20 protein-coding genes and 1 pseudogene are annotated in these 20,686 nt (G+C 44.9%); 5 read left to right on the top strand and 16 right to left on the bottom strand.

Features of this window, described 5'->3' with window-relative positions:
- Window positions 1-34: 34 nt before the first annotated feature.
- The 15 genes and pseudogenes from WBJ53_RS25810 to WBJ53_RS25740 form a co-directional block, all read right to left on the bottom strand.
- A complete protein-coding gene (locus tag WBJ53_RS25810) occupies window positions 35-688 on the bottom strand; it encodes an SCO family protein (RefSeq protein ID WP_338871592.1) in 654 nt (217 codons plus the stop codon).
- Window positions 660-1,235, bottom strand: coding sequence for a hypothetical protein (locus WBJ53_RS25805; RefSeq protein ID WP_338871590.1), 576 nt, complete (start codon window positions 1,233-1,235; stop codon window positions 660-662). Before WBJ53_RS25805 ends, WBJ53_RS25810 begins: the two co-directional genes overlap by 29 nt.
- Window positions 1,207-2,016 (bottom strand): YHYH protein, encoded by an 810-nt coding sequence (locus WBJ53_RS25800; protein WP_338871588.1) that lies wholly within the window; start codon window positions 2,014-2,016, stop codon window positions 1,207-1,209. The genes WBJ53_RS25805 and WBJ53_RS25800 overlap by 29 nt, the downstream gene beginning before the upstream one ends.
- Window positions 2,017-2,133: 117 nt before the next feature.
- Window positions 2,134-2,607, bottom strand: a complete 474-nt coding sequence (locus tag WBJ53_RS25795) for a toxin-antitoxin system YwqK family antitoxin (protein ID WP_338871586.1) — start codon at window positions 2,605-2,607, stop codon at window positions 2,134-2,136.
- 82 nt (window positions 2,608-2,689) lie between these two features.
- Window positions 2,690-3,490, bottom strand: a complete 801-nt coding sequence (locus WBJ53_RS25790; RefSeq protein ID WP_338871584.1) for a YHYH protein — start codon at window positions 3,488-3,490, stop codon at window positions 2,690-2,692.
- 49 nt (window positions 3,491-3,539) lie between these two features.
- The gene (locus WBJ53_RS25785) at window positions 3,540-4,109 is read right to left on the bottom strand and encodes a periplasmic heavy metal sensor (RefSeq protein WP_338871582.1); all 570 of its coding nucleotides are present in this window, start codon (window positions 4,107-4,109) and stop codon (window positions 3,540-3,542) included.
- The gene (locus tag WBJ53_RS25780) at window positions 4,088-4,411 is read right to left on the bottom strand and encodes a hypothetical protein (protein ID WP_338871581.1); all 324 of its coding nucleotides are present in this window, start codon (window positions 4,409-4,411) and stop codon (window positions 4,088-4,090) included. The genes WBJ53_RS25785 and WBJ53_RS25780 overlap by 22 nt, the downstream gene beginning before the upstream one ends.
- A 30-nt stretch (window positions 4,412-4,441) precedes the next feature.
- A complete protein-coding gene (locus WBJ53_RS25775; protein WP_338871579.1) occupies window positions 4,442-5,026 on the bottom strand; it encodes an RNA polymerase sigma factor in 585 nt (194 codons plus the stop codon).
- A gap of 107 nt (window positions 5,027-5,133) precedes the next feature.
- Entirely contained in the window at window positions 5,134-6,174 is a 1,041-nt protein-coding gene (locus tag WBJ53_RS25770; RefSeq protein ID WP_338871577.1) for a hypothetical protein, read from the bottom strand.
- Between the two features lie 99 nt (window positions 6,175-6,273).
- The gene (locus tag WBJ53_RS25765; protein ID WP_338871575.1) at window positions 6,274-7,644 is read right to left on the bottom strand and encodes a glutamine synthetase family protein; all 1,371 of its coding nucleotides are present in this window, start codon (window positions 7,642-7,644) and stop codon (window positions 6,274-6,276) included.
- Window positions 7,645-7,842: 198 nt separating this feature from the next.
- Window positions 7,843-9,084 carry a nucleoside transporter C-terminal domain-containing protein gene (locus tag WBJ53_RS25760; protein ID WP_338871573.1) on the bottom strand — a complete coding sequence of 414 codons (1,242 nt, stop codon included), beginning with the start codon at window positions 9,082-9,084 and terminating at the stop codon, window positions 7,843-7,845.
- Between the two features lie 146 nt (window positions 9,085-9,230).
- Window positions 9,231-9,590 (bottom strand): annotated as a pseudogene (locus WBJ53_RS25755) (Uma2 family endonuclease); the annotation flags it as partial.
- A gap of 15 nt (window positions 9,591-9,605) precedes the next feature.
- Window positions 9,606-9,809 (bottom strand): Uma2 family endonuclease, encoded by a 204-nt coding sequence (locus WBJ53_RS25750; RefSeq protein WP_338871571.1) that lies wholly within the window; start codon window positions 9,807-9,809, stop codon window positions 9,606-9,608.
- Between the two features lie 40 nt (window positions 9,810-9,849).
- On the bottom strand, window positions 9,850-12,186 hold the full coding sequence (gene ppk1 / locus WBJ53_RS25745) for a polyphosphate kinase 1 (protein WP_338871569.1): 2,337 nt from the start codon (window positions 12,184-12,186) through the stop codon (window positions 9,850-9,852).
- A gap of 176 nt (window positions 12,187-12,362) precedes the next feature.
- Window positions 12,363-12,896 (bottom strand): helix-turn-helix transcriptional regulator, encoded by a 534-nt coding sequence (locus WBJ53_RS25740; protein WP_338871567.1) that lies wholly within the window; start codon window positions 12,894-12,896, stop codon window positions 12,363-12,365.
- 264 nt (window positions 12,897-13,160) lie between these two features.
- Between WBJ53_RS25740 and WBJ53_RS25735 the strand changes: the two genes are divergently transcribed.
- The 5 genes from WBJ53_RS25735 to WBJ53_RS25715 all read left to right on the top strand — a co-directional run bounded on the left by WBJ53_RS25735 (window position 13,161) and on the right by WBJ53_RS25715 (window position 18,597).
- Entirely contained in the window at window positions 13,161-13,367 is a 207-nt protein-coding gene (locus WBJ53_RS25735) for a hypothetical protein (protein ID WP_338871565.1), read from the top strand.
- A gap of 147 nt (window positions 13,368-13,514) precedes the next feature.
- The gene (locus WBJ53_RS25730) at window positions 13,515-14,819 is read left to right on the top strand and encodes a hypothetical protein (RefSeq protein WP_338871563.1); all 1,305 of its coding nucleotides are present in this window, start codon (window positions 13,515-13,517) and stop codon (window positions 14,817-14,819) included.
- 34 nt (window positions 14,820-14,853) lie between these two features.
- Window positions 14,854-15,249 carry a hypothetical protein gene (locus WBJ53_RS25725; RefSeq protein WP_338871561.1) on the top strand — a complete coding sequence of 132 codons (396 nt, stop codon included), beginning with the start codon at window positions 14,854-14,856 and terminating at the stop codon, window positions 15,247-15,249.
- A 3-nt stretch (window positions 15,250-15,252) separates the two neighbouring features.
- Window positions 15,253-17,415: a peptidase domain-containing ABC transporter gene (locus WBJ53_RS25720; protein ID WP_338871560.1), complete on the top strand. Its 2,163-nt coding sequence runs from the start codon at window positions 15,253-15,255 to the stop codon at window positions 17,413-17,415.
- 15 nt (window positions 17,416-17,430) lie between these two features.
- Complete coding sequence (locus tag WBJ53_RS25715) at window positions 17,431-18,597, top strand: HlyD family efflux transporter periplasmic adaptor subunit (RefSeq protein ID WP_338871558.1); 1,167 nt, start codon at window positions 17,431-17,433, stop codon at window positions 18,595-18,597.
- 35 nt (window positions 18,598-18,632) lie between these two features.
- Here the strand turns inward: WBJ53_RS25715 and gyrB are convergent, their stop codons facing one another.
- On the bottom strand, window positions 18,633-20,633 hold the full coding sequence (gyrB, locus tag WBJ53_RS25710) for a DNA topoisomerase (ATP-hydrolyzing) subunit B (RefSeq protein WP_338871556.1): 2,001 nt from the start codon (window positions 20,631-20,633) through the stop codon (window positions 18,633-18,635).
- Between the last annotated feature and the right edge of the window lie 53 nt (window positions 20,634-20,686).

Genomic DNA, 20,686 nt, shown 5'->3' with positions numbered 1-20,686 from the left:
TGTTTCGCCAACATAAGGTGGCACGCTGCCAGGTTTAGGATTCCTGCCTTAATGTTTTAATATCGGCGATAAGTTGCTGCATTTCCAGTTCGAGTGTACCGTTGTAGATGCCCCGGATGCGTTTATGTTTGTCAATGAGTAGAAAATGTTCGGTATGCAGAAATTCGGTGCTGTCTTTACTAAACCCAAGTTCTTCTTCCGCAAAATACGACTGGCGGGCAAGCTGGTAAATTTCTGATTTATTCCCCGTCAGTAAATGCCAGTTTTTCGACTGGATGTGGTTCGTTTGGCAATAACTTTTCAGGCGGCCAACACTGTCGATCCAGGGCGTAACGCTGTATGAAAGCAACACAACATCAGCTGCATTCGGAAATGCTTTTTCAACTAGTTGCATGTGTTTGGTCATACGGGGGCAAATAACTCCGCAGGAAGTAAAGAAAAAATCGGCTACATGAATTTTCCCTTCGATGTCGTGTTGCGAAATGCTGACACCATGCTGATCGGTGAACGAAAAACGACCAATTATATGTGGAACTTTTGCCGTTAGGTCTGCCTCTGACTGAACAAAAATGGGGGTAAAATCAGGCGTGTTGTAATACGGTAAGCGTTGAGTTGATTCTTTTTGACAGGCTACAAAAAAAATGATGAGTGCCAGCAAACTATTGGCTGAAAACGCTGTCCGAAACATTTTTGCAGTTTTTGGTGCCCAGTAATCCATAGCGTCGATTGTCTTGAATGATGTAATTCATTTTAATTCGCCCATCGGCAGACCAACTTTGCTGATGGCCCGATTCCTGACCCTTTTCAAAATTCATGTTGCGAAACAACCGCCCATTTGGAAACCACTCTTTATAACTCCCCTCAAACATGTCGTTCTGAAAATGGTATTCGAACATTGGCTTGCCGTTTTCGTACCAGCCCCGATGGGTGCCTTCTTTCCAGCCATTTACGAAAAAACGCTCTTCGCGAAGCTGGTTTTTTGAGTAAAAGAACTTTGCTATACCATTTTCTTTCCCATTCATAAACGGCACCTTAAACAGGGTATCGCCTTTGGCATTCGTTGAAAAGACAATGCCTGAAACGGGCTCACCCCCGATGTAATGAATACCTTCTCTGGGTACAATTTGTACCTGGCCGGAGTCAATATACTGAATTGCTGGCGGTTTCTGGCAGGTGATCAGGGTAGCTGCCAGAAACCAGAGTAGCTTATTTCGACCACGTACCAGCTGTTCCATAATAGCCATTTCCGTTGATGTATGGAGCATCGGCGGTTGTGTGGTAATGATAAATTCCATTCGGGTAGTCGGCCGTTACGGTCGTATGTCCATGGTAGGCATCCAAATCGTTGCTGGTTAGTGTTTTCCCATTTTCGACTGGCCCGTAGAGGGGGAAGCCGTCCAGCAAAAAACCAATCAGACTACTACTACCCTGAGTTGCCGTCAGGTAATTGGGTTCAATGTGGTAGTGGTATTCGCTAAATGGAGTAGGATGACCACCGTATAAATCGAAGGATACATATTCGCCAGCGCCGGGAGTGAGCAACTGGTTTTCCATTTGATATTGATTGAAAAGCGGCACACCATTAATAGCCACCCCAATAGTGGCAGCTTGTAGTGCTTTGTGGGTAGATGCGACCACCGGATTTTTGGGAATCTTAAACGTGTAACTGAAGGAAGTGATTGTGTTTGAGTTGGCATGAAAATCGGAACGAGTGTCGGCCACATACAGAGTCGACTCCCATTGAGTTCCTTTGTAGTATGGTGTTTTGTGGTCGGGTAAACCACTGGATTTGATAACGATATAATCGCCTTCTACATAAATCTGAGAAGCCCCGTAAATCTTTTTGTACACATCGGGCACACCTGTGCCAACAGAAGTTGTCGTACTGCTGGTACCTGTTGAACCTGTTGTTGTAGGATTGACCGAACTGTCGCTGTTGTTACAGGCTGAAATGGTGATGCCCAGGCAAAGAACCAGGCCACTAAGTGTAGAAATAGTTTGCTTTTGATTTATCATAGAAATTGTTATGGTAATTGTTTAACTGACTCTCAGAGGGTAGTTAAGTGGCCCGGCCAGCTTAAAAGTATTTTATGACGCAAAAGGGATGGGAAAGTATCTTTTGGAAGCACCAGATTATTGTTCAAACAGGGTGTCGGTTGCATTGACACAGTTTTTTGTTCCCAACAAACCATATCGGCGCCCAGCCGTGATTATGTAATTGGCCTTGACTTTGCCACTCTCGTAAAACTGCTTCTGAACACCTTCTTCATACCCATTTTTGTAGGTCATCTCTTTAATTAAAACACCCGATGGCGACCATTCGCGGCAAATTCCGTCGTATTCGCCATTCGCAAAGTGGTAGGCCAGTTTCTTATGCCCATTAGGCCACCAGGCAAGCAGATTCCCTGTCTTTTGCCCATTGTCGAAATAGCGTTTTTCGGCTGGTTTTCCATGTTCATAAAAACGTCTCCATTCGCCATGCTCTTTGCCATTGCGGAAACTAACTACCTCAATGGTATCTTTCCCGTTAGCGGCCAGGGTGTAGACAATGCCCGTAAAAGGATGGTTGTTTTCTACCGCGATTCCATTCTGCCAATGTACGTTCACCGTTGTTGCGTCGAATGCAGTGATCCTCTCCGACTTGAAAGAGCCAGAACAGGACGACAAAACCATGCTTAGCCATAAAGCTTTATTTCGAAAACGTGCCCGCTGTGCCATAATACCCGCTTCCATTGATATACGGATCTGTGGATGTGATGTGGTAGTGGTAGATGCCATTCGGATACTCGGCTGTGGCGTGCGTGTGCCCGTGGTAAGCATCCAGCGATGCATTGGAAACCGTGGTTCCATTTTCTTCGGGTCCATACACTGGAAACCCATCGAGTAAAAAGCCCAATAAGGATGATTTGGTGGCAGTAACGGTTGTGAGGTATAGAGGCTCTACGTGATAGTGGTATTCGTTAGTTGGTGCCGGATGCCCCCACCACTGATCAAAAGAAACGATCTCATTCCTGAGCGGCTGATTCGGCCCGGCATATTGGTTGAAAAATGGGACTCCATTCAGCGAAACGCCAATGGCTCCCAGATTGGTTGCCGTATGGGTTGTGGCCGCTTTAGGATTTAGTGGAATCTTGAATGTAAAGTTCTGAGCCGAGATCGAATTCGGATTTTTTGAAAACCGATTGCCTCCAAAGGTAGTACCTGTAAAGCTTTCGTAAAGGCTATTCGACGTTGGATAGTATGCGCTTTTATGATCGGGCATACCCGTTGTTTTTATATAAACATATACACCATCGGTTGTGATGCTGGTGGCACCGTAGATTTTTTTGAATACATCCGGCACGCCCGTACCCACAGAGACCGTTGTGCTGGTCGTACCGGATGTTGATCCCGTAGTTGATGGCGTAACCGAGTTGTCGGTGTTGGAGCAGGCCAGTAAAGCCAGCAGACTACAGGCAAGCGTTGAGGTGGTTATACGAAATCGATTCATGGCAAGTAGTGCTTATCTGTTGCTTCAGACGACACTACCTGCCTGATTCCTACGGCCTGGGTCCAAAATTTTCGGGTGGGCCGTCGGGCCGACCTTCTGGCGGACCGCCCATGCCTCCTGCTGGCGGACCTTCACCACGGCGGGGGGGATGCTGACGTCGACCAAACAACCGAGCCAGCTCATCGACCAACTGTGTAAAATAAGCCTGTTGGTCGGGACGGCAAAGGGCTTTTAACTCCTTGAAATGCGCAAAGTTTAGTTCAGCAATAGCCCGCTGATTGTCGGCAATTTGCTGGCTAAGTGCGTTCGCCTGAACAGAATCGGGAGGTGTTTCGGCCAACAGACCATAATAATTCCGATACAACCGCGCCGTTTTTTCGTTTAAAAGCCGCGTTTGCTTCTGATGTTCATCAATCAACACCTGATACTGCTGTTTCTGCTGTTCGTCGAAATGAAGTCGCTGCATAATCAGTCGCGCCGGACCTTCACCTTCGGGCGGCCCCTGCGATCGGTCCGGCAAGCGAACCGAATCGGATTTTAACAGAACAAAGCCCAGTGTAAACAGATTGAGTAGAAATAGGCCAATAACAAAAAGGGTTAAAAGTTTTGTCCGCTCCATAGTTCATAAGGTTGATTGGAGTCTGGGTAGAGTTGCATCTCCGAAATAACCGTATTTAACGCTGGCTTGCCAGACGGTGTATCTTTCGCGAACCGGTTGGTAATTCGCCAGTTCAGCAAAACAAGTAGTGCAAACGACGCGATTGCCAGCCAAACCATTCGGGCCGGAACGCGCTGGGTGGTATCCGTCACCTTCAGACGATGTTGGATTTTGGCATACAGAAAAGGACCTGGTTCGGCCCGGTTCATACCATCAATACTGCCCAGTACATCGTTTATCCATTTATCTTTTTTTGGTTCCATACTAATTCAGACGACGAATCGTTTTTATTCCTACGGCTTTTGTAGCGATTTATACAAACTGGCCAATTGTTTTTTTAAGTTTTCATTGGCTCGCTGCAACAGCGACTCTATAGCCCCAACAGTCACTGTCATAACGCTGGCGGCTTCAATATTCGTCAGCCCTTCTACCCGAGTGAGAATATAGGCCGTTTTTTGTTTTTCGGGAAGTTGGTCGATGGCCTGAAACAATCGGGCGGCATTTTCCTGATTTTCCAGCGCAATGCCCGGATGGAAAAAATCAGTAGGATGATGGATCACCTCACCTGTATTGCTATCGAATAAACTCGTCAGAAAGGCGAACCGTTTTTGCCTCTTTTTACGCTTCTGAAAATCGAGGGATTTGTTGATCGTTATCCGATAAATCCAGGTAGTAATGCTGGACTCTCCCTTAAAGGCAGCTGCCGACCGAAATACTTCAACAAATACATCCTGTGTAATTTCTTCGGCGTCTTCGCGGGAACGTACGTAACTAAGAGCCGTATTAAAAACCCGGCTCTTGGTGCTTTCATACAGTTGTCGGAAAGCCGATTCGTCACCTTGTCGAATGGAATCAATGAGTTCTGACGTATCGGGCATCGGGCTTTAGAATTGGTCATTAGTTGTTCGTCAATAGTCATTTGTTATTAGCTGTTGACGAACAACCAACGACAGCCGAAGGCTAAATGACTATTGGCAAATGACTTTTATATTCCCAGCGCTCTCAGGATTTTCTCGGCGTCAAATGTTTCAATAGACGGGAAATAGGTTTGGTATGCTTCGCGCTGGAGTTTAGTAGCATACGTGCGATGGAAAAAATACCGGCCGTATTTGATAACGTAGTTGAGAATGAAAAAACGGTAGGCTTCGGGCAAAAACCGAATTTCGTTCTCAGTTAGCGGATACACTTTATGATATTCCTGTAAAAACAGCAGAAAGCGCTCTTCCATCAATGGCCCTATGACGTAGCTAAATACGGTTCGGTCACCAATGTCGGACGTAACCCGGCTGAAGAAATAGAAGTCCATGACCCGATAGCTGATTCGGAACCAGTCGTAATCCCAGCGCGAATACAGCTCCAGGTTTTCGGTTACGGAGAAATTTCCAATGTTCCAGTCCACAAATACAGGCATGGTTTCGACCGTTCCAGCCACAAGTTTTTGCCGATTTTCCAGAAAAAGATTACACTGCCGTTTCAGTTCGTCAATATTCATGCGGTGTTCGAACTGACCGGTTTCGGTTTCGAGCAGGTCGAGTAAATCCCAGATATCGGAACGCAGCGTTTTCGAAGATTTCGGTAGCACCGGACTCACTCGTGAGCAGGCTTTGTGAAACTTGGCAATCTGAATGCCGAGTTTTCGAATGTGCTCTTCTTCGAGTCGGCGGGGCAACCGGTACTGACTGCGGATTGGATTATAAAAAACAACCCAGGCATCAATAAACCCTTCTTTGTGGCGATATGTATAGACCTGTCCGTCGCGTACGAGCGATTTGGCCAGCACGTTCTCGAACGGATAGAGCAGGTTATTCGAAAGCGCATGAATAATACGATGGTCTTCTACAAAATGCTCATACTTACCAAAATACGATAGCTTGGCAATAATACTGTCGCCATCTTCAAAGGTTACCTTGAAAACGTGATTGGTCGAAACCTTGGCACTGATGTCCGTAATGGTCTGGATCTGTTCGGACGGGTCGAAGCTGGCCCAGGCTTTTTTTATAATGGTTGGGTAATCAACTAAGCGCATGAAAATTTTCCGTTTTCCGTTTTCCGTGGCTGTCGCAGGAGTTTTGATACAAGAAGCGATCAAGTATTTCTACGACAGCCACGGAAAACAGAAAACCCATTAAATGATTTCAAAATATCGTTTCAACTCCCAATCACTCACCTGGCTGGCATATTGCCGCCATTCCCAGTCGCGCGTGCGGGTGAAATGGTCAACAAATTCGGCACCAAACAGTTCAGCAGCAATAGCTGAATTTGCCATGGCCTGAGTCGCTTCGTGTAAATTGGCTGGTAATACGCCGTGTTGTTTATCGGCATATCCGTTCCCTACAGAAGCTGGTATGTTGAGACTGAGCTGGTGCCGGATGCCATATAATCCTGATGCCAGGGCAGCCGCTATGGCCAGATAAGGATTGGTATCGGAACCCGACACCCGGTGTTCAACGCGGGTATAGCTCTCGTTCCGATTCAGTACACGAAGAGCCGTTGTTCGATTATCTACTGACCAGGTTACCGTAGTGGGTGCCCAGGCCCCTTCGACCAGCCGTTTGTAGCTATTGATAGTTGGCGCAAACATGGGCGTAATGTGTGGCAGACAATACAACTGACCGGCTATAAACTGACGCATCAATTCGCTCATGCGGTTGGGCTGTTGGGAATCGTAGAACAGATTTCGATTGTTTTCGGGGTCCCAGAGGCTTTGGTGAATATGGCCGCTACAACCGGGTAGATGCGCATTCCATTTGGCCATAAACGTGGCAACAAGACCATGCCGGTAGGCTATTTCGCGGACGGCCGTTTTGAACAGAACAGCTTTGTCGGCAGCACGCAGGACCTCATCGTGTGTGATGGCGGCTTCGTAAACACCAGGGCCTGTTTCGGTATGGAGTCCTTCGAGGGGAATGCCGAATTGGCCCAGTAGATCGAACAAATCATGATAAAATGCACTTTCGAGCGAGGGCCGCAGAATGGAATAGCCAAACATGCCGGGCGTGAGGGTTTCCAGGTTTCGGAAACCTTTTTCCTGCAAACTCTGGGGTGTTTCACGAAAATTGAACCATTCAAATTCCTGGGCATATTCGGCATGAAACCCCATTTGGCGACATTGAGCAGCAATCCGTTTGAGCAGCGAACGAGGGCAGGCAGCCAGATCATTGCCGGGCCGATGAGTTGGGTCGCCACTAAAATCGGCCAGAAAGAACGGAATGTTTTCTTCCCAGGGAATTTGCCGCAGCGTGCTTAGGTCAAGCCGGACCGACGCATCAGGATAGCCCGAGTGCCAGCCAGTTGTTTGGCCATTATCGTAAGGAATATCAGAAGAATCCCAGCCCCAAACCACGTCGCAGAAACCATAACTGTCGGTCAGACCGTCCAGAAATTTCTGTCGCCCAATAATTTTTCCACGAAGTACACCGTCGATGTCGGCAAAGGCATACTTTATTTTTTTTATATCGTTTTGCTCGATGAAGGAAATAATCTCCTGCTGGTTCATGATGTGTTGATGCGAGTAGGACGCTGAAAAGTCTGTAAGCGGAAACAATAGTTTTGATTTTCTTAAACGATTGCCAGTGGTTTAAGCAGTGCGATTTATAAAAACTCCCTCAGTTACACAAACAAAAACAGACGGCCCGTTTGGGAAGCCGTCTGCTCTAAAAAAAGGAATGGCTATAGCCGTTGGCTTTTTTGCGAATTATAACAATAAGCCAGCCAAAGTTGCCGACATATAACTGGCGAGCGTTCCGCAAATCAGGGCTTTGAAACCTAATTTGGCCAGGTCGCTTCGACGTTTGGGAGCCAGCTCGCCAATGCCGCCGACCTGAATGGCAATTGAACTAAAATTGGCAAAACCGCACAAGGCAAAACTGGTGATGGCAATGGTTTTTGGATCGAGGGTTGGCTTGATTTTTACTAAGTCGAGGTAGGCGACAAATTCATTTACAACCATTTTGGTGCCCATCAGCGAGCCTGCGGCCTGAATATCTTTGCCCGGAACACCCATAGCCCAGGCGAAAATAGAAAAGACTTTTCCCAGCAGAAAGTTCATGCTCAGGTTGTCCATGCCCAGGATGTAGAAGCCCAGACGGAAGAGGATGCTGTCGATCAGGGCAATCAGGGCAATGAAGCCAATCAGCATGGCTACCACATTCAGACCTACTTTTAAACCCTCGCTTGCTCCGGCGGCAATGGCATCGAGCAGGTTTGCGTGCGTTTTTTTGATTTCTACTTTAATAACTCCCTGAGTTTCCGATACCTCGGTTTCGGGCATGACAATTTTGCTGATGACCAGTGCTCCAGGAGCAGCCATAATACTAGCTGCCAGCAGGTAAGGTGCGGGTACGCCCAGCGAAATATAGACAGCAAGTACACCACCGGCAATACAGGCAAATGAGCCCGTCATGGAGGCTAGTAGTTCCGAATTGGTCATGCCGTTTAAGTAGGGCTTAATCATAATCTGGGCTTCTACCTGCCCCACAAATGTGCTGGCTACGTTGGAGAGCGCTTCGGCTCCGCTTACACCCATCAGCCATTTCATGGCCCGCGCCATAATGGCTACCACGCGTTGCATAATGCCAAGGTGATAGAAAATATTGACCAGCACGGCCACAAAAATGATGGTTGGGATCACTTTAAAGAAGAAAATAAAATCATTGCCGGGGCCAAATGCTTTTTGAAGCACATCGGAGCGAACCAGCGACGAAAAAACAAATTCGGCTCCAATATTGGCTTTCTGAAGCAGGCGATCCACATAATAACCCAACCCCTGAAAGAGATTCTGACCAACATCCGTTTTAAGTACAAAAACCGCGAGCCCAAACTGAAGGGCAAGCCCCACTCCGACAGTTCGGTAATTTATTGCTTTTCTATTGTTGGAGAGGGCATAAGCAATGCCCAGAATCAAGGCGATTCCTAGTAGTCCGGTGAAGCGATCCATTCAGTGAAAATACAAATACAGTTAGGTTGGCGAATATACGAAAAGAAGGTTATGAATAAGGCGTTTCTAGTCTCTTTGAAATGAAAAGAGGTTGAATCGACAAATAATATTCGTCAATTCAACCTCTTTTAGTTTCAAAGATAGGGTTATGCAGTCAGGTTTGCGAGGTCGAGCGTAAAGCCCAATAACACGTCTTCTCCTGATAATTGTCCTAATCCTGTTATTTCTTCGCGTTCCTGATTGGGGCGGTAAATGTAGGTAGTCTGATTAGCTAGATCGATGAGCCAGCCTAGCCGACAACCATTGGCCATCCAGTCGTCCATTTTCTCGAAACAGTCTTTCAGTCGGTCCGACTGTGAACGCAATTCGAGTACAACGTCTGGGCAAATAGGGGCAAATGTTTTCCGTTGATCGGTTGTCAGAGCTTCCCAGCGGCTACGCTCCATTACCGCTTCATCCGGCGACATAATAGATGAGTCTGGTAAAGTAAAGCCTCCTGATGAATCAAAAACTTTACCGAATCAGTTAGCACGATTCCAGATTACAAAATCAGCATTAAGTTCTGAATTTTCAGATGATGTTTTACTTCCAGTGAGACCCATAAAAACAATATCGCCGTTTTTTCGACGCTCAAACTTCAGGTCAGGATTGTCCTGGCAAAAGCGGAAAAACTCGTCATCGTTCATCCGTAAGTCTTCTGGCAGATGCACTCGTATCGATTCCATTCTCCTGTTAATTAAGCGACCAAAATCGAGAAATTGTTTACTAAATATCGGCAATAGCTCGTTCGGCTCCTTCCTGATATTCTTCCTCAATCTTTGCAACTTCGGCCGGTTTAAGTTCAGGGTCGAACAGATGCGTATCCATCGCTTCTTTTTCTGTTACGTCGAAGAATTTCTGATGGATGTTGAATGGTTCGGCTCCTTCTGGCACTTCGCACTTTTTAAAGTCACCATCTTCCATCAATTCATACGAATTGATGTTATCTTTTAAGTTATAATCCAGAATCAAAATGGCAAGTTGTTTCACCCGCTGATCGGCTAGATAAAACAGCGATTCAATGCGTCGGTCAAAGCTCCGAACCATCACATCGGCACTGCCGCCATATACCTTCGGGTCGCCGTTATTATGAAAATAATAAATCCGGGTATGTTCCAGAAAATCGCCAACAATTGACCGTACTGTGATATTATCGCTCAACCCAGCCCGATGAGGGCGCAAACAGCAGATGCTCCGAACAATCAGCCGAATCGGTACGCCAGCCTGCGATGCCTTATAAAGTTCGTCAATTAACTGCTTGTCTTCCAATGAGTTGACTTTGATGCAGATGCCGCTCGGCAAACCGTGCTGAGCGTTAGTGGCTTCGAGCCGGATCAGGCGAATCAGTTGCTCTCGCATGTCGCGGGGAGCAGTAATCAGGTATTGATATTCGTTGGGCAGCGAGTGCCCAGTTATAACATTAAAAAACTCGGAGATATCGTGTGTATAGGTTTCGCTGGTTGTCAGCAAACCAATATCGGTGTATAGTTTCGACGTATCTTCGTTGTAGTTGCCGGTAGCCATGTGGGCATAGCGTACAACCCGACTACCCTCATTTCGTACGACCAGCAATAGCTTTGTGTGCGTTTTATAACGGCTGATTCCATAAATCACAAAACAACCGGCTTTTTGCAGACGCTGTGCCTCGCGAATGTTGTTTTCTTCGTCGAAGCGCGCTTTTACTTCGAACAATACCGACACGTGTTTCCCATTTTCGGCTGCTTTGAGCAGGGCCTCTGTAATACGCGATCGTTTGGCCAGCCGATAAACAGTGATTTTGATTGCCAGTACCTGCGGATCTTCGGCTGCCTGTTCGAGCAACTGAAGCACAGGTTCGAAATTGTTATATGGATGATGCAGCAGTAAATCGCGCTGCTTGATCAACTCAAAAATATCGTCGTTTTTATCGCGGCTATAGCCCAATGGCGGCACGGGAGCGTGCTGTCGGGGCATATCGTCTTTAAACTCCGGATGGCCAATAATTTGCCAGAAAGCTGAGAAATCGAGGAGCGTTTGCGATTCAAAGATGTTCAGTTCGTCGATTTCCCATTTCTTTTTAATCAGGTTCATCATCCAGGGCGATCCTACTTTCCCGTCGCTATCGGCTTCAACTTCAACACGGGTTACGCGGCCCAGCCGCCGACTTTTGATTTTCTGACGAACTTCGTCCAGAAAATCTACCTCATCGTCGTCGTTTTCGTCAAGCGTAAAATCGCCGTTTCGGGTAACCCGAAACAGGGTCATGGACAGAATCTCAATGTTGCGGTATAGCTTCTTGATATTATGACGAACAATTTCTTCAATTGGCAGAAACGCGATGCTATCTTCCCGTTCGAAGGCAAGAAAGCGCGGTAAGTTGGCTGGTATCTGCACAAACGACAAGCGCTGCCGGTCTTCTTCGTCTTCGGAGCGCAGGCTTTGCAGGTCGGCTCCGTCAGGGTTTTGCGTTACGACACCAAAAATCAACACTTTAGCCAGCAATACGGGAAAGGTGTGGGTGTAATCGTAAAGCATCGGGGTTAGGGTTGGGTAGATCGCTTTGTCGAAGTAATCAGTGGCTTCGCTCTGCTCTTCCCGGCTTAAATCGCCAAACCCCACCAATTCCAGCCCATTTTCAGGAAATAGCGGTAGTAGTTGTTCGGTAAAGAGTTGTTGTTGTTCCCGGCAAAATTGCTGGGAGTTGGTATAAAGTGCCTTACGGAATGGCACTTCCCGTAGGCCAGAGTAATCGACCCGCTGTTTATGATAGTCCAGATAATTATAGAGACTACCCACGCGGATCATAAAAAACTCATCGAGATTAGAGGCCGAAATTGCCAGGAATTTCAATCGTTCCATGAGCGTTCGACGCTGGCTACGTGCCTGATCCAGAACGCGTTCGTTAAATTTCAACCAGCTTAAATCGCGGCTGAGATAGTCGCTCTGGTCAATTACGCTGCTAACTTTTTCACTAACCTTTGCCATTTTATCAGTTACCGACGGAGTTTGGTCCTGCTGACGGTGAGTAAATCGGGAAACAAGGTTGCCTAGTAAGGTACGGTTTGGATTTAAGGAATAACGCATTGGCTAATAATAACTAGTATTTGAGGGGCTGTTTACTGAACAGTCGACATGGCTATAGTCAATTATCAAATTGCTTACATTAACAAGATACAACAAAAATACTGGTTTTGTGCCCTACGTATGTTATTATTCGGTTAAATGAATGTGTTGTAGCTACTTCTAAAATAGTGGAAGTATCACTGTCTGAACACTATTGTTTTATGAGTTAACGCTCCCGATTCGTTTTCTGGCAGCAGAAGATTATATAGTTCTGGTAGTAGAAAGACAGTCCAATCGGAAAAGGACAAAGAGGTTGCTACTTGTTTCAATCTACCAATTTTCTGGCTACTGTCGTCCGCCGACTCTATCATACTGTACGTTTTCTGGCTAATTCCCATTCGATAAGCCAACTCCTGTTGCCGTAACCCTTGTTTTTCGCGCAAAAAGCGGATTCGACCACCGATAGTAATAGGTATAATCGAAAAATCGCTCTGAACAGGGTTAGGCAATGCATACATTTTATGGATCTCTGATGATGGCTTTATTAATTCTACGATGGGCAGGTTAAAGATAGTGGCAATTTTAACGAGTCGGCCAATTGTTAAAATGTCTTCATTTTTCTCAAGATAACTATAGGCTGTTTGACTAATGCCCAGTTCATAGGCCATTGCTTCCTGAGAATAATGTAACCGATGACGTATTGTACGGATTGTGTGTATCAAGGTGTCCATGGGTGGGGTTATTAACTAGTTCTATAGGACTATAAAATACATCTCAGGTTACTATGTATTTTGTTCTATATATTACTAGTGTATAATAGGGAATAATACAATATTCTTTTGGTTGCTAATATATTCCTTTCATTGCTAAAAAAAGGGGGGGGGGCGTGCTAAGTAGCTTATTATTTAATCACTATTTTTGTCGTAACCCAATCATACTATTCGGCCGATAACGTCTTGGGGATATTGCTTATTTTTACTTAAATAACTAAAATCATGTTACTTGAATTAAATGATTACGGTGTTCAGGAAATGAATCAACAAGAAATGGCCGCTGTTGAAGGTGGATCATTTTGGGCTTGGGTTGGAGGTATCCTTATGGTTGTTGCCGGATTTTTAGCTGCACCTGTAGCTGTACCTTTAGCAGCAGCGGGCTTTATTATTTCTACGATCGATGGCTTCGTGTCCGAACAATTTGCGTAAGAAATGCCATTTTGTTTTAATTCACTGTTTAGAGATTTTCAGTATTTTGAACTGAAATAGGATGGTTGTGTGTCAAATGGTTACTAATTAGTCTTTTGTCAGGGTAGAGTAAAGTCTACTCTGACACTTTTTGTTATAATTTTCCCAATGAAACTTAATAGAAGTTTTTCTATAATCCCAAAGTTACTGTTTGTTTCTGTGCTTTCTTTTGGGCAGAAAAAAAATGAAATAGATACTTTGAAAAATAACTATTTTTCGTGGCAATCAGAAGCTGAGAAAAAGATTACTGATATCTATCCTTTTACACTAGTTGATTATTCTCCCAAGCTGTATACGATGCGGCAATTTAATGAAGGATATTTATCGTTTTATCGAATTACGTCAGATATAACCTATAAGCATACTACTAAGAAATATCAGTACCTGATTTTACCCATACAAATGCTAGCTTCGTTATACCTGATTCCTTTGACACACGAAGAAGGGCATCGTTCTGTATTAACTAATTTGGGGATTGGCTCTATTTCTGCCCCCCTTTTTAAGAAAGGTGTGGCTAAAGTAACAGGAGTAACGGATCTGACTTTAAAGACTTTGCGCGATACTGATTTGCCCTATTATATACGTCTGCATACGGCTGGTATCGAATCCGATTATGCACTCTCAAAAAGGGAGCAACAATTGGTTATGTTTGATCAGGAAAAAATCAGGAATGTGATTGGCGATTTTTTTGTACGACGCCTAGGAGTTGTCTTATATTATACGTTTAGTGCTTCTCGATATAATAATACTACTGAGGCCGAAGAGGCCAACGAGCTAGAGAGGGATATTGTTGGCGATGATGTACGGGGGGCTGTTCGCCATTTACATAGGCCTACTAGTACATTTTATCGATATACAAATTATGGCGACTTACTGCCAGATGAACGTAGATATTTACGAAATATTGGGCTATGGTCACTCGTAAATTTAGCAAACCCACTATTGTTTGGAAAGAGTAATTTTATTATTAATAATACATTGAAAGCTGGATTTGGTATAGGGTATATTATGGTGCCGTTTGGTACAATGACTGAAGAAAATATATGGCTGAAATATAAACATAACGGTAATCTAGCAATTTGCGTAAGACAGTATAATAATAAAAATAACACCTATTGGGCAATTGGCCTTTCTTTATTTGACCTACCTTTTAGCAAACATTATGCTATGTCGGCCATCGTACAAGGATGGAAACAACCCGAAAAATTAAGCTTTACCACTAACAAAGGTATAGTAGGCGGTGCTGCCAATTTTCGATTCAGTTACCGGATATTTGGTAGAGAAAGTTCTCCTTTAAAATGGTTGTCGGTAGATGGGGATATTCGAGTCAAAACAGAGGGTTTTATACCTGAAGATCCATCATTGAAAGAAGCGTTTAACGTTGCCATTGGTTTTTCGTTTTGCCCCAAATAAAAACAGTTTTATGCATAGGTACAGATATATTTTTATGCTTTTACTTTTAATAAGTATTGGCTTGCCTGGAAAATGTCAATTTGCGAATAATAAGATTGACTCAACGCATTTTGCGAAAATTTACATATACAGACCTTTTACATTATCTGCTGTTTTGTTAGGTTTTGGTATAAGAAAAGAAGGTGAAAAACTTTTTAAACTTCGCAATAATTCGGCTAGAGAACTTAGGATCTATAAGTCAGCACCAATAATACTATCAGCAAAAAGTGTTGAACGAATTTCAAAAATTACGCTCAATGTTGAAGTAGGAAAGTCTTATTATATCCGTTGTATTCCCCGCATTAGTTATTTGACTGTCAACCCTAAGCTGGAGTTAGTCAACGAAGCAAAAGGTAAACAGGAGTACGAGGCTATTGTTGATGAAAATTAAATTGTGGCTCATAAATCTACGCGTATCCGTCAACATGATATTACCGACTGTGGAGCCGCCTGTTTGGCTTCCATAGCGGCTCATTATCAGCTAACGTTACCCATTGCCCGCATTCGTCAGTATGCCAGTACCGATAAGCGAGGAACTACCGTATTGGGGCTGGTTGAAGCGGCCCATAAGTTAGGTTTTCAGGCCAAAGGTGTTAAAGGTACTGTCGAAAGTTTACAGAAAATCCCCAGGCCGGCCATTGCCCATATCGTTGTTAAGCAGCGGCTCCAGCATTATGTAGTTATTTATGACGTTACAGCCACTCATGTCCAGATAATGGACCCTTCAGATGGGCGGATTCATCGTAAAACGATGGATGCGTTCAGTAAGGAGTGGACAGGCGTTTTGGTGTTGTTATTGCCTGAGCAAACAATTTTCAGGCCTACTGATCAGAAAATTTCAATATACCGAAGATTCTGGTTTCTGCTTAAGCCGCATTGGAGCATTATGGTTCAGGCTATTTTCGGGGCTGTTATCTATACGCTGATTGGCCTTTCGACGTCCATCTATATTCAGAAAATTACGGATTATGTCATTCCAGAAAGTAATCAGAATCTATTAAACATACTGGGGGTGGGCATGTTCCTGTTGCTAGTCTTACAGACCATTGTCGGTACGGTTAAGTCTATTTTTGCTCTGCGAACAGGCCAGCAAATCGATGCTCGCCTGATTTTAGGGTATTATAAACATTTGCTGACATTACCCCAGCCTTTTTTTGATTCAATGCGTGTGGGCGAAATTATTTCCCGTGTGAACGATGCGGTTAAGATTCGCACTTTTATTAATGACACGGCACTGAATATGCTCGTTAATGTGCTGGTGGTTTCGTTTGCTTTCGGGCTGATGTTTACCTATTACTGGAAGTTAGCGCTGATCATGCTAGCGATCATTCCGTTTTATGCGAGTATCTACTGGTTTGTGAATCATCTGAACCGTCGTCAGCAGCGGTCATTAATGGAGCACAGTGCCGATCTGGAAGTGCAATTGGTAGAGTCACTTACGGCAGTAGCAACCATCAAGCGTTTTGGGCTAGAGTCGTTTGCCAATCTGAAAACAGAAAATCGGTTTGTTAGCCTGCTGAAAAGTGTTTACGAAACGAGTCTCAATGCCATTTATACGGGAGCAGCTAATGAAGTAGTGTCACGAGCATTTACGATTATTCTGCTTTGGGTTGGTACTTATAGTGTAATTGAGCATGAAATTACGCCTGGTGAATTATTGTCGTTTTATGCGCTTATTGGCTATTTTACCGGGCCAGCAGGTCAGTTAATAACAGCTAATCGAAGTATTCAGGAAGCGCTGGTAGCAGCAGATCGGCTGTTTGAAATTATGGATCTGGATAAAGAAGAAGATCCTCAGAAGGTAGATTTATTGCCAGCCTTTATGAGCGATATTCAGTTTCAGGATGTTAGCTTTCGGTATGGTTCCCGTGTACAGGTATTTGAGCATTTAACCCTCACTATTCCTCATGGTAAGGTAACGGCGATAGTGGGCGAGAGTGGTTCGGGCAAATCAACACTACTTGCCCTGCTTCAGAATATGTATCCGCTTCAGAGAGGCTGTATCACCATTGGTAAACTTGATATCCGGCACATTCGAAATGAAAGCCTACGCCAACGCATCGCGGTGGTTCCTCAACAGATTGACCTGTTTGCGGGAAATGTGATTACGAACATTGCTCTAGGCGATTTTGAGCCCGATATGCCACGTTTGATGGCTATCTGTGAACAATTGGGTATTACCGAATTTGTCCAGAAACTCCCCGGTGGGTTTGGGGCATATATTGGTGAAAACGGCAGCAATCTGTCAGGAGGACAACGTCAACGTTTGGCCATTGCTCGTGCCTTATACCGCCAGCCTGATATTTTAATTCTAGATGAGGCCACCTCTTCGCTTGACTCTACTTCTGAAAAATATGTGCATCAGGCTATTCAGGAGTTACGTAGCCAGCAAAAGACAGTTATACTAATCGCTCATAGATTTAGCACGATTCGACAGGCCGATAAAATTATCGTGCTTGCAAATGGGCAGTTAGTAGAAGAAGGAACCCATCAGGAAGTGATACAGCAAAATGGTGTGTATCAAAAGCTGTGGCAACAACAAACTGAACTTATTTAAGTAGGCTCTGTCATCATGCAACATCAACTCTTTCCGGTCGAAATAGTCGAGAATACACTGGAAGCATATTTGCCGCGTGTTCATCGGCAAAGTCAATTGCTCTATACGCTGGTTTTAGTGAGTCTTTTAGGGGCTATGTTAGCACTACCCTTTGTTTATGTAGATGTTTCGGTTACAAGTCCGGGATTACTTCGAACTGAGCAGGAGAAGACAGAAGTCAGGCCTTTAGTAGCTGGAACGGTTACTAGGATCACAGTTCGTGAAAATCAATATATTTATAAGGGCCAGCCTTTAGTATTTTTACAAACCCATGTACTGGATACAAAATTACGTTTGAATCAGGATCAACAGTCGGAGAAATTGATATTTCTGCATGATTTAGATCGATTGGTAAAGCTGGATTCGGCCCATTTATTCTCGTTGACTGATTTATCATCTTCACTGTATATGCAGCAGTACTCTCAATTTAGGTATTCGCTGACTGAGATGCTGGATCATCAGAATAAGGTCAGGAAAGAGCTTGATGCCGACCGTAAACTATATCATGATAAGGTGATTGCGATGCGGGAGTTTGATGAGAAAGCATATGCTTATCGGCGCCTGCAAACCGAGTATAGTACTTTTATTGAAAAGCAACTATCGCAGTGGCAATTAGATCGGAATAGGTACCGTGCTGAATTAACCGAGCTACAAGCACATGAACGGCAATTAGAGGAAGAAAAACGTCCTTATACATTGCATGCACCTATCTCAGGGCATATACAGCAGTGGAGTGGTAAATACGTTGGAAGTTATATTCAGGCAGGTGAAAATCTAGGTATTATTTCTCCTGATTCTGCTTTATTAGTAGAGTGCCATGTCAGTTCTAAAGATATTGGATTATTACGAATAAATATGCCCGTACAATTCCAGATCGATGCATTTAATTATAATGAATGGGGGTTGGTTTCTGGAAAGCTAGTTGATATAGCCAATGATTTTGTTGTAGTTGACAACAACCCTATTTATAAGGTAAAATGCCGGTTGGACAATGAGATTATTCGGCTTAAAAACGGAGCACAGGGCCATTTAAAGAAAGGCATGACTCTAAAAGCCAGATTTATCATCACACGTCGAAGTCTTTTTCAACTTCTTTACGATAAAACCGACGATTGGCTAAATCCGAAAAATACTATTGTTTAAAATCAAAAAGGAGCTTACGAAGCTCCTTTTTGATTTTAAACATCCACTCGGGCATATTTTGCATTTCGTTCGATGAAGTCACGTCGGGGGGCAACTTCATCGCCCATCAGGGTCGAGAACACGTGATCTGCATCGGCTGCCGACTCAACCGTTACCACTTTCAGGCTTCGGGTTTCGGGGTTCATGGTTGTGCTCCAGAGCTGCTCAGCGTTCATCTCGCCGAGGCCTTTATAACGCTGAACGCCTACATTTTCTTCCCGGCCACCACCGGCTAGTTCTTTAACGGCAGCTTCACGCTGGGCTTCGGTCCAGCAATACCGCTCTTCTTTGCCTTTTTTAACGAGATAAAGCGGTGGCTGAGCGATATAAATATAGCCATTATCGATCAGCGCTTTCATATTGCGGTAGAACAGCGTCAGAATCAGCGTCCGAATGTGGCTACCGTCGACATCGGCATCGGTCATGATAATGATTTTATGATAACGAAGCTTATCGAGGTTCATTATCGTTTCGTCATCTTTCTTTTCAAGCCGAACGCCGAGGGCCGTCCAGATATTTTTTATTTCTTCGTTTTCATAAATTTTGTGCTCCATGGCTTTCTCTACGTTGAGAATTTTACCACGTAAGGGTAAAATGGCCTGGAATGCCCGGTTGCGACCCTGTTTGGCGGTACCACCGGCCGAGTCACCCTCTACCAGATAAAGCTCGCACTTTTCCGGGTCGGTATCGGAGCAGTCGGCCAGTTTGCCCGGCAGGCCCATACCGCCCATAAAGTCTTTCCGCTCGGTCATGATGCGCTTGTAGGCAAGGTCGGCCGCAATACGCGCCTGAGCCGAAACAAGCACTTTTTTAACAATACCTCCAGCGGTTTTGGGATTCTCTTCCAGCCAGGTTTCGAGCATATCGGCCATAGCCTGACTAACGGCGCTTACAACGTCCTGGTTACCGAGCTTCGTTTTTGTCTGACCTTCAAACTGAGGTTCCGCTACTTTTACGGAAATAACGGCTGTTAGGCCTTTCCGGAAATCTTCGCCACTAAACGTTACTTTACCCGCATTCTTTGGCAATACGCCGGGATTTTTATCGGCATAGTTCTTCAGAACGCGTGTTAGTGCCGAGCGAAAGCCCTGAACGTGTGTGCCACCCTCATGCGTGTTGATGTTGTTAACGTAGGAGAGGACGTTTTCGCCGGCTTCGTAATTGTAGACCAATGCAACCTGAACGGGTGTAGAGCCTTTGTCGCTCTCCATATAGATAGGCTTCATGCCATCCAGCGAAGGGCGGGTTTCGTCAAGATACTGAACGAATTCGACCAGGCCACCTTCTGAGAAAAAATCGTCCTGACGGAGTGGTTGACCATCCTCATCCAGTTCGCGCAGGTCTTTCAGGAAGATATGAATGCCTTTGTTCAGGTAAGCTAGTTCACGTAAACGTCCGGCTACGGTGTCGTATTTATAAACCGTTTCGGTGAAGATGCTGCCGTCGGGTTTGAAGTGCGTTATTGTGCCAGTATCGGAGGCTTCGCCAATCACACGAACGTCATACTGGGGAATACCAATTTTGTATTCCTGCTCGAAGATTTTGCCTTCGCGATGGACTTCCACGCGGACATCGGTTGAGAGTGCATTCACGCAGGAGACACCAACGCCATGCAAACCACCAGAAACTTTATAGGTATCTTTATCGAATTTACCACCGGCATGCAGGATTGTCATGGCAATCTCCAGGGCTGATTTGCCCATTTTTGTGTTGATGCCAGTTGGAATACCCCGCCCATTATCCTGCACGGTAATGGAGTTGTCGGGATTAATTGTTACGGTAATTTTATCGCAGTAGCCCGCCAGCGCTTCGTCAATCGAGTTATCGACGACTTCCCAGATGAGGTGGTGCAGGCCGCGAATACCAACATCGCCAATATACATGGCTGGGCGTTTACGGACGGCTTCCAGGCCTTCGAGGACCTGAATGTTATCGGCACCATAATTACCTAACGCGGTTTCAACTGGAGTTTCTGCGTCAATCAGTTCGTTGGTCATATCGGAATGGGAGCGTGTCTGAAATTTGTTATTTAGGGCTCAGTAAACCACAC

This window comes from Spirosoma sp. SC4-14, assembly GCF_037201965.1.
Lineage (GTDB): Bacteria > Bacteroidota > Bacteroidia > Cytophagales > Spirosomataceae > Spirosoma.
This window is presented reverse-complemented; position numbering and strand designations above follow the sequence as displayed.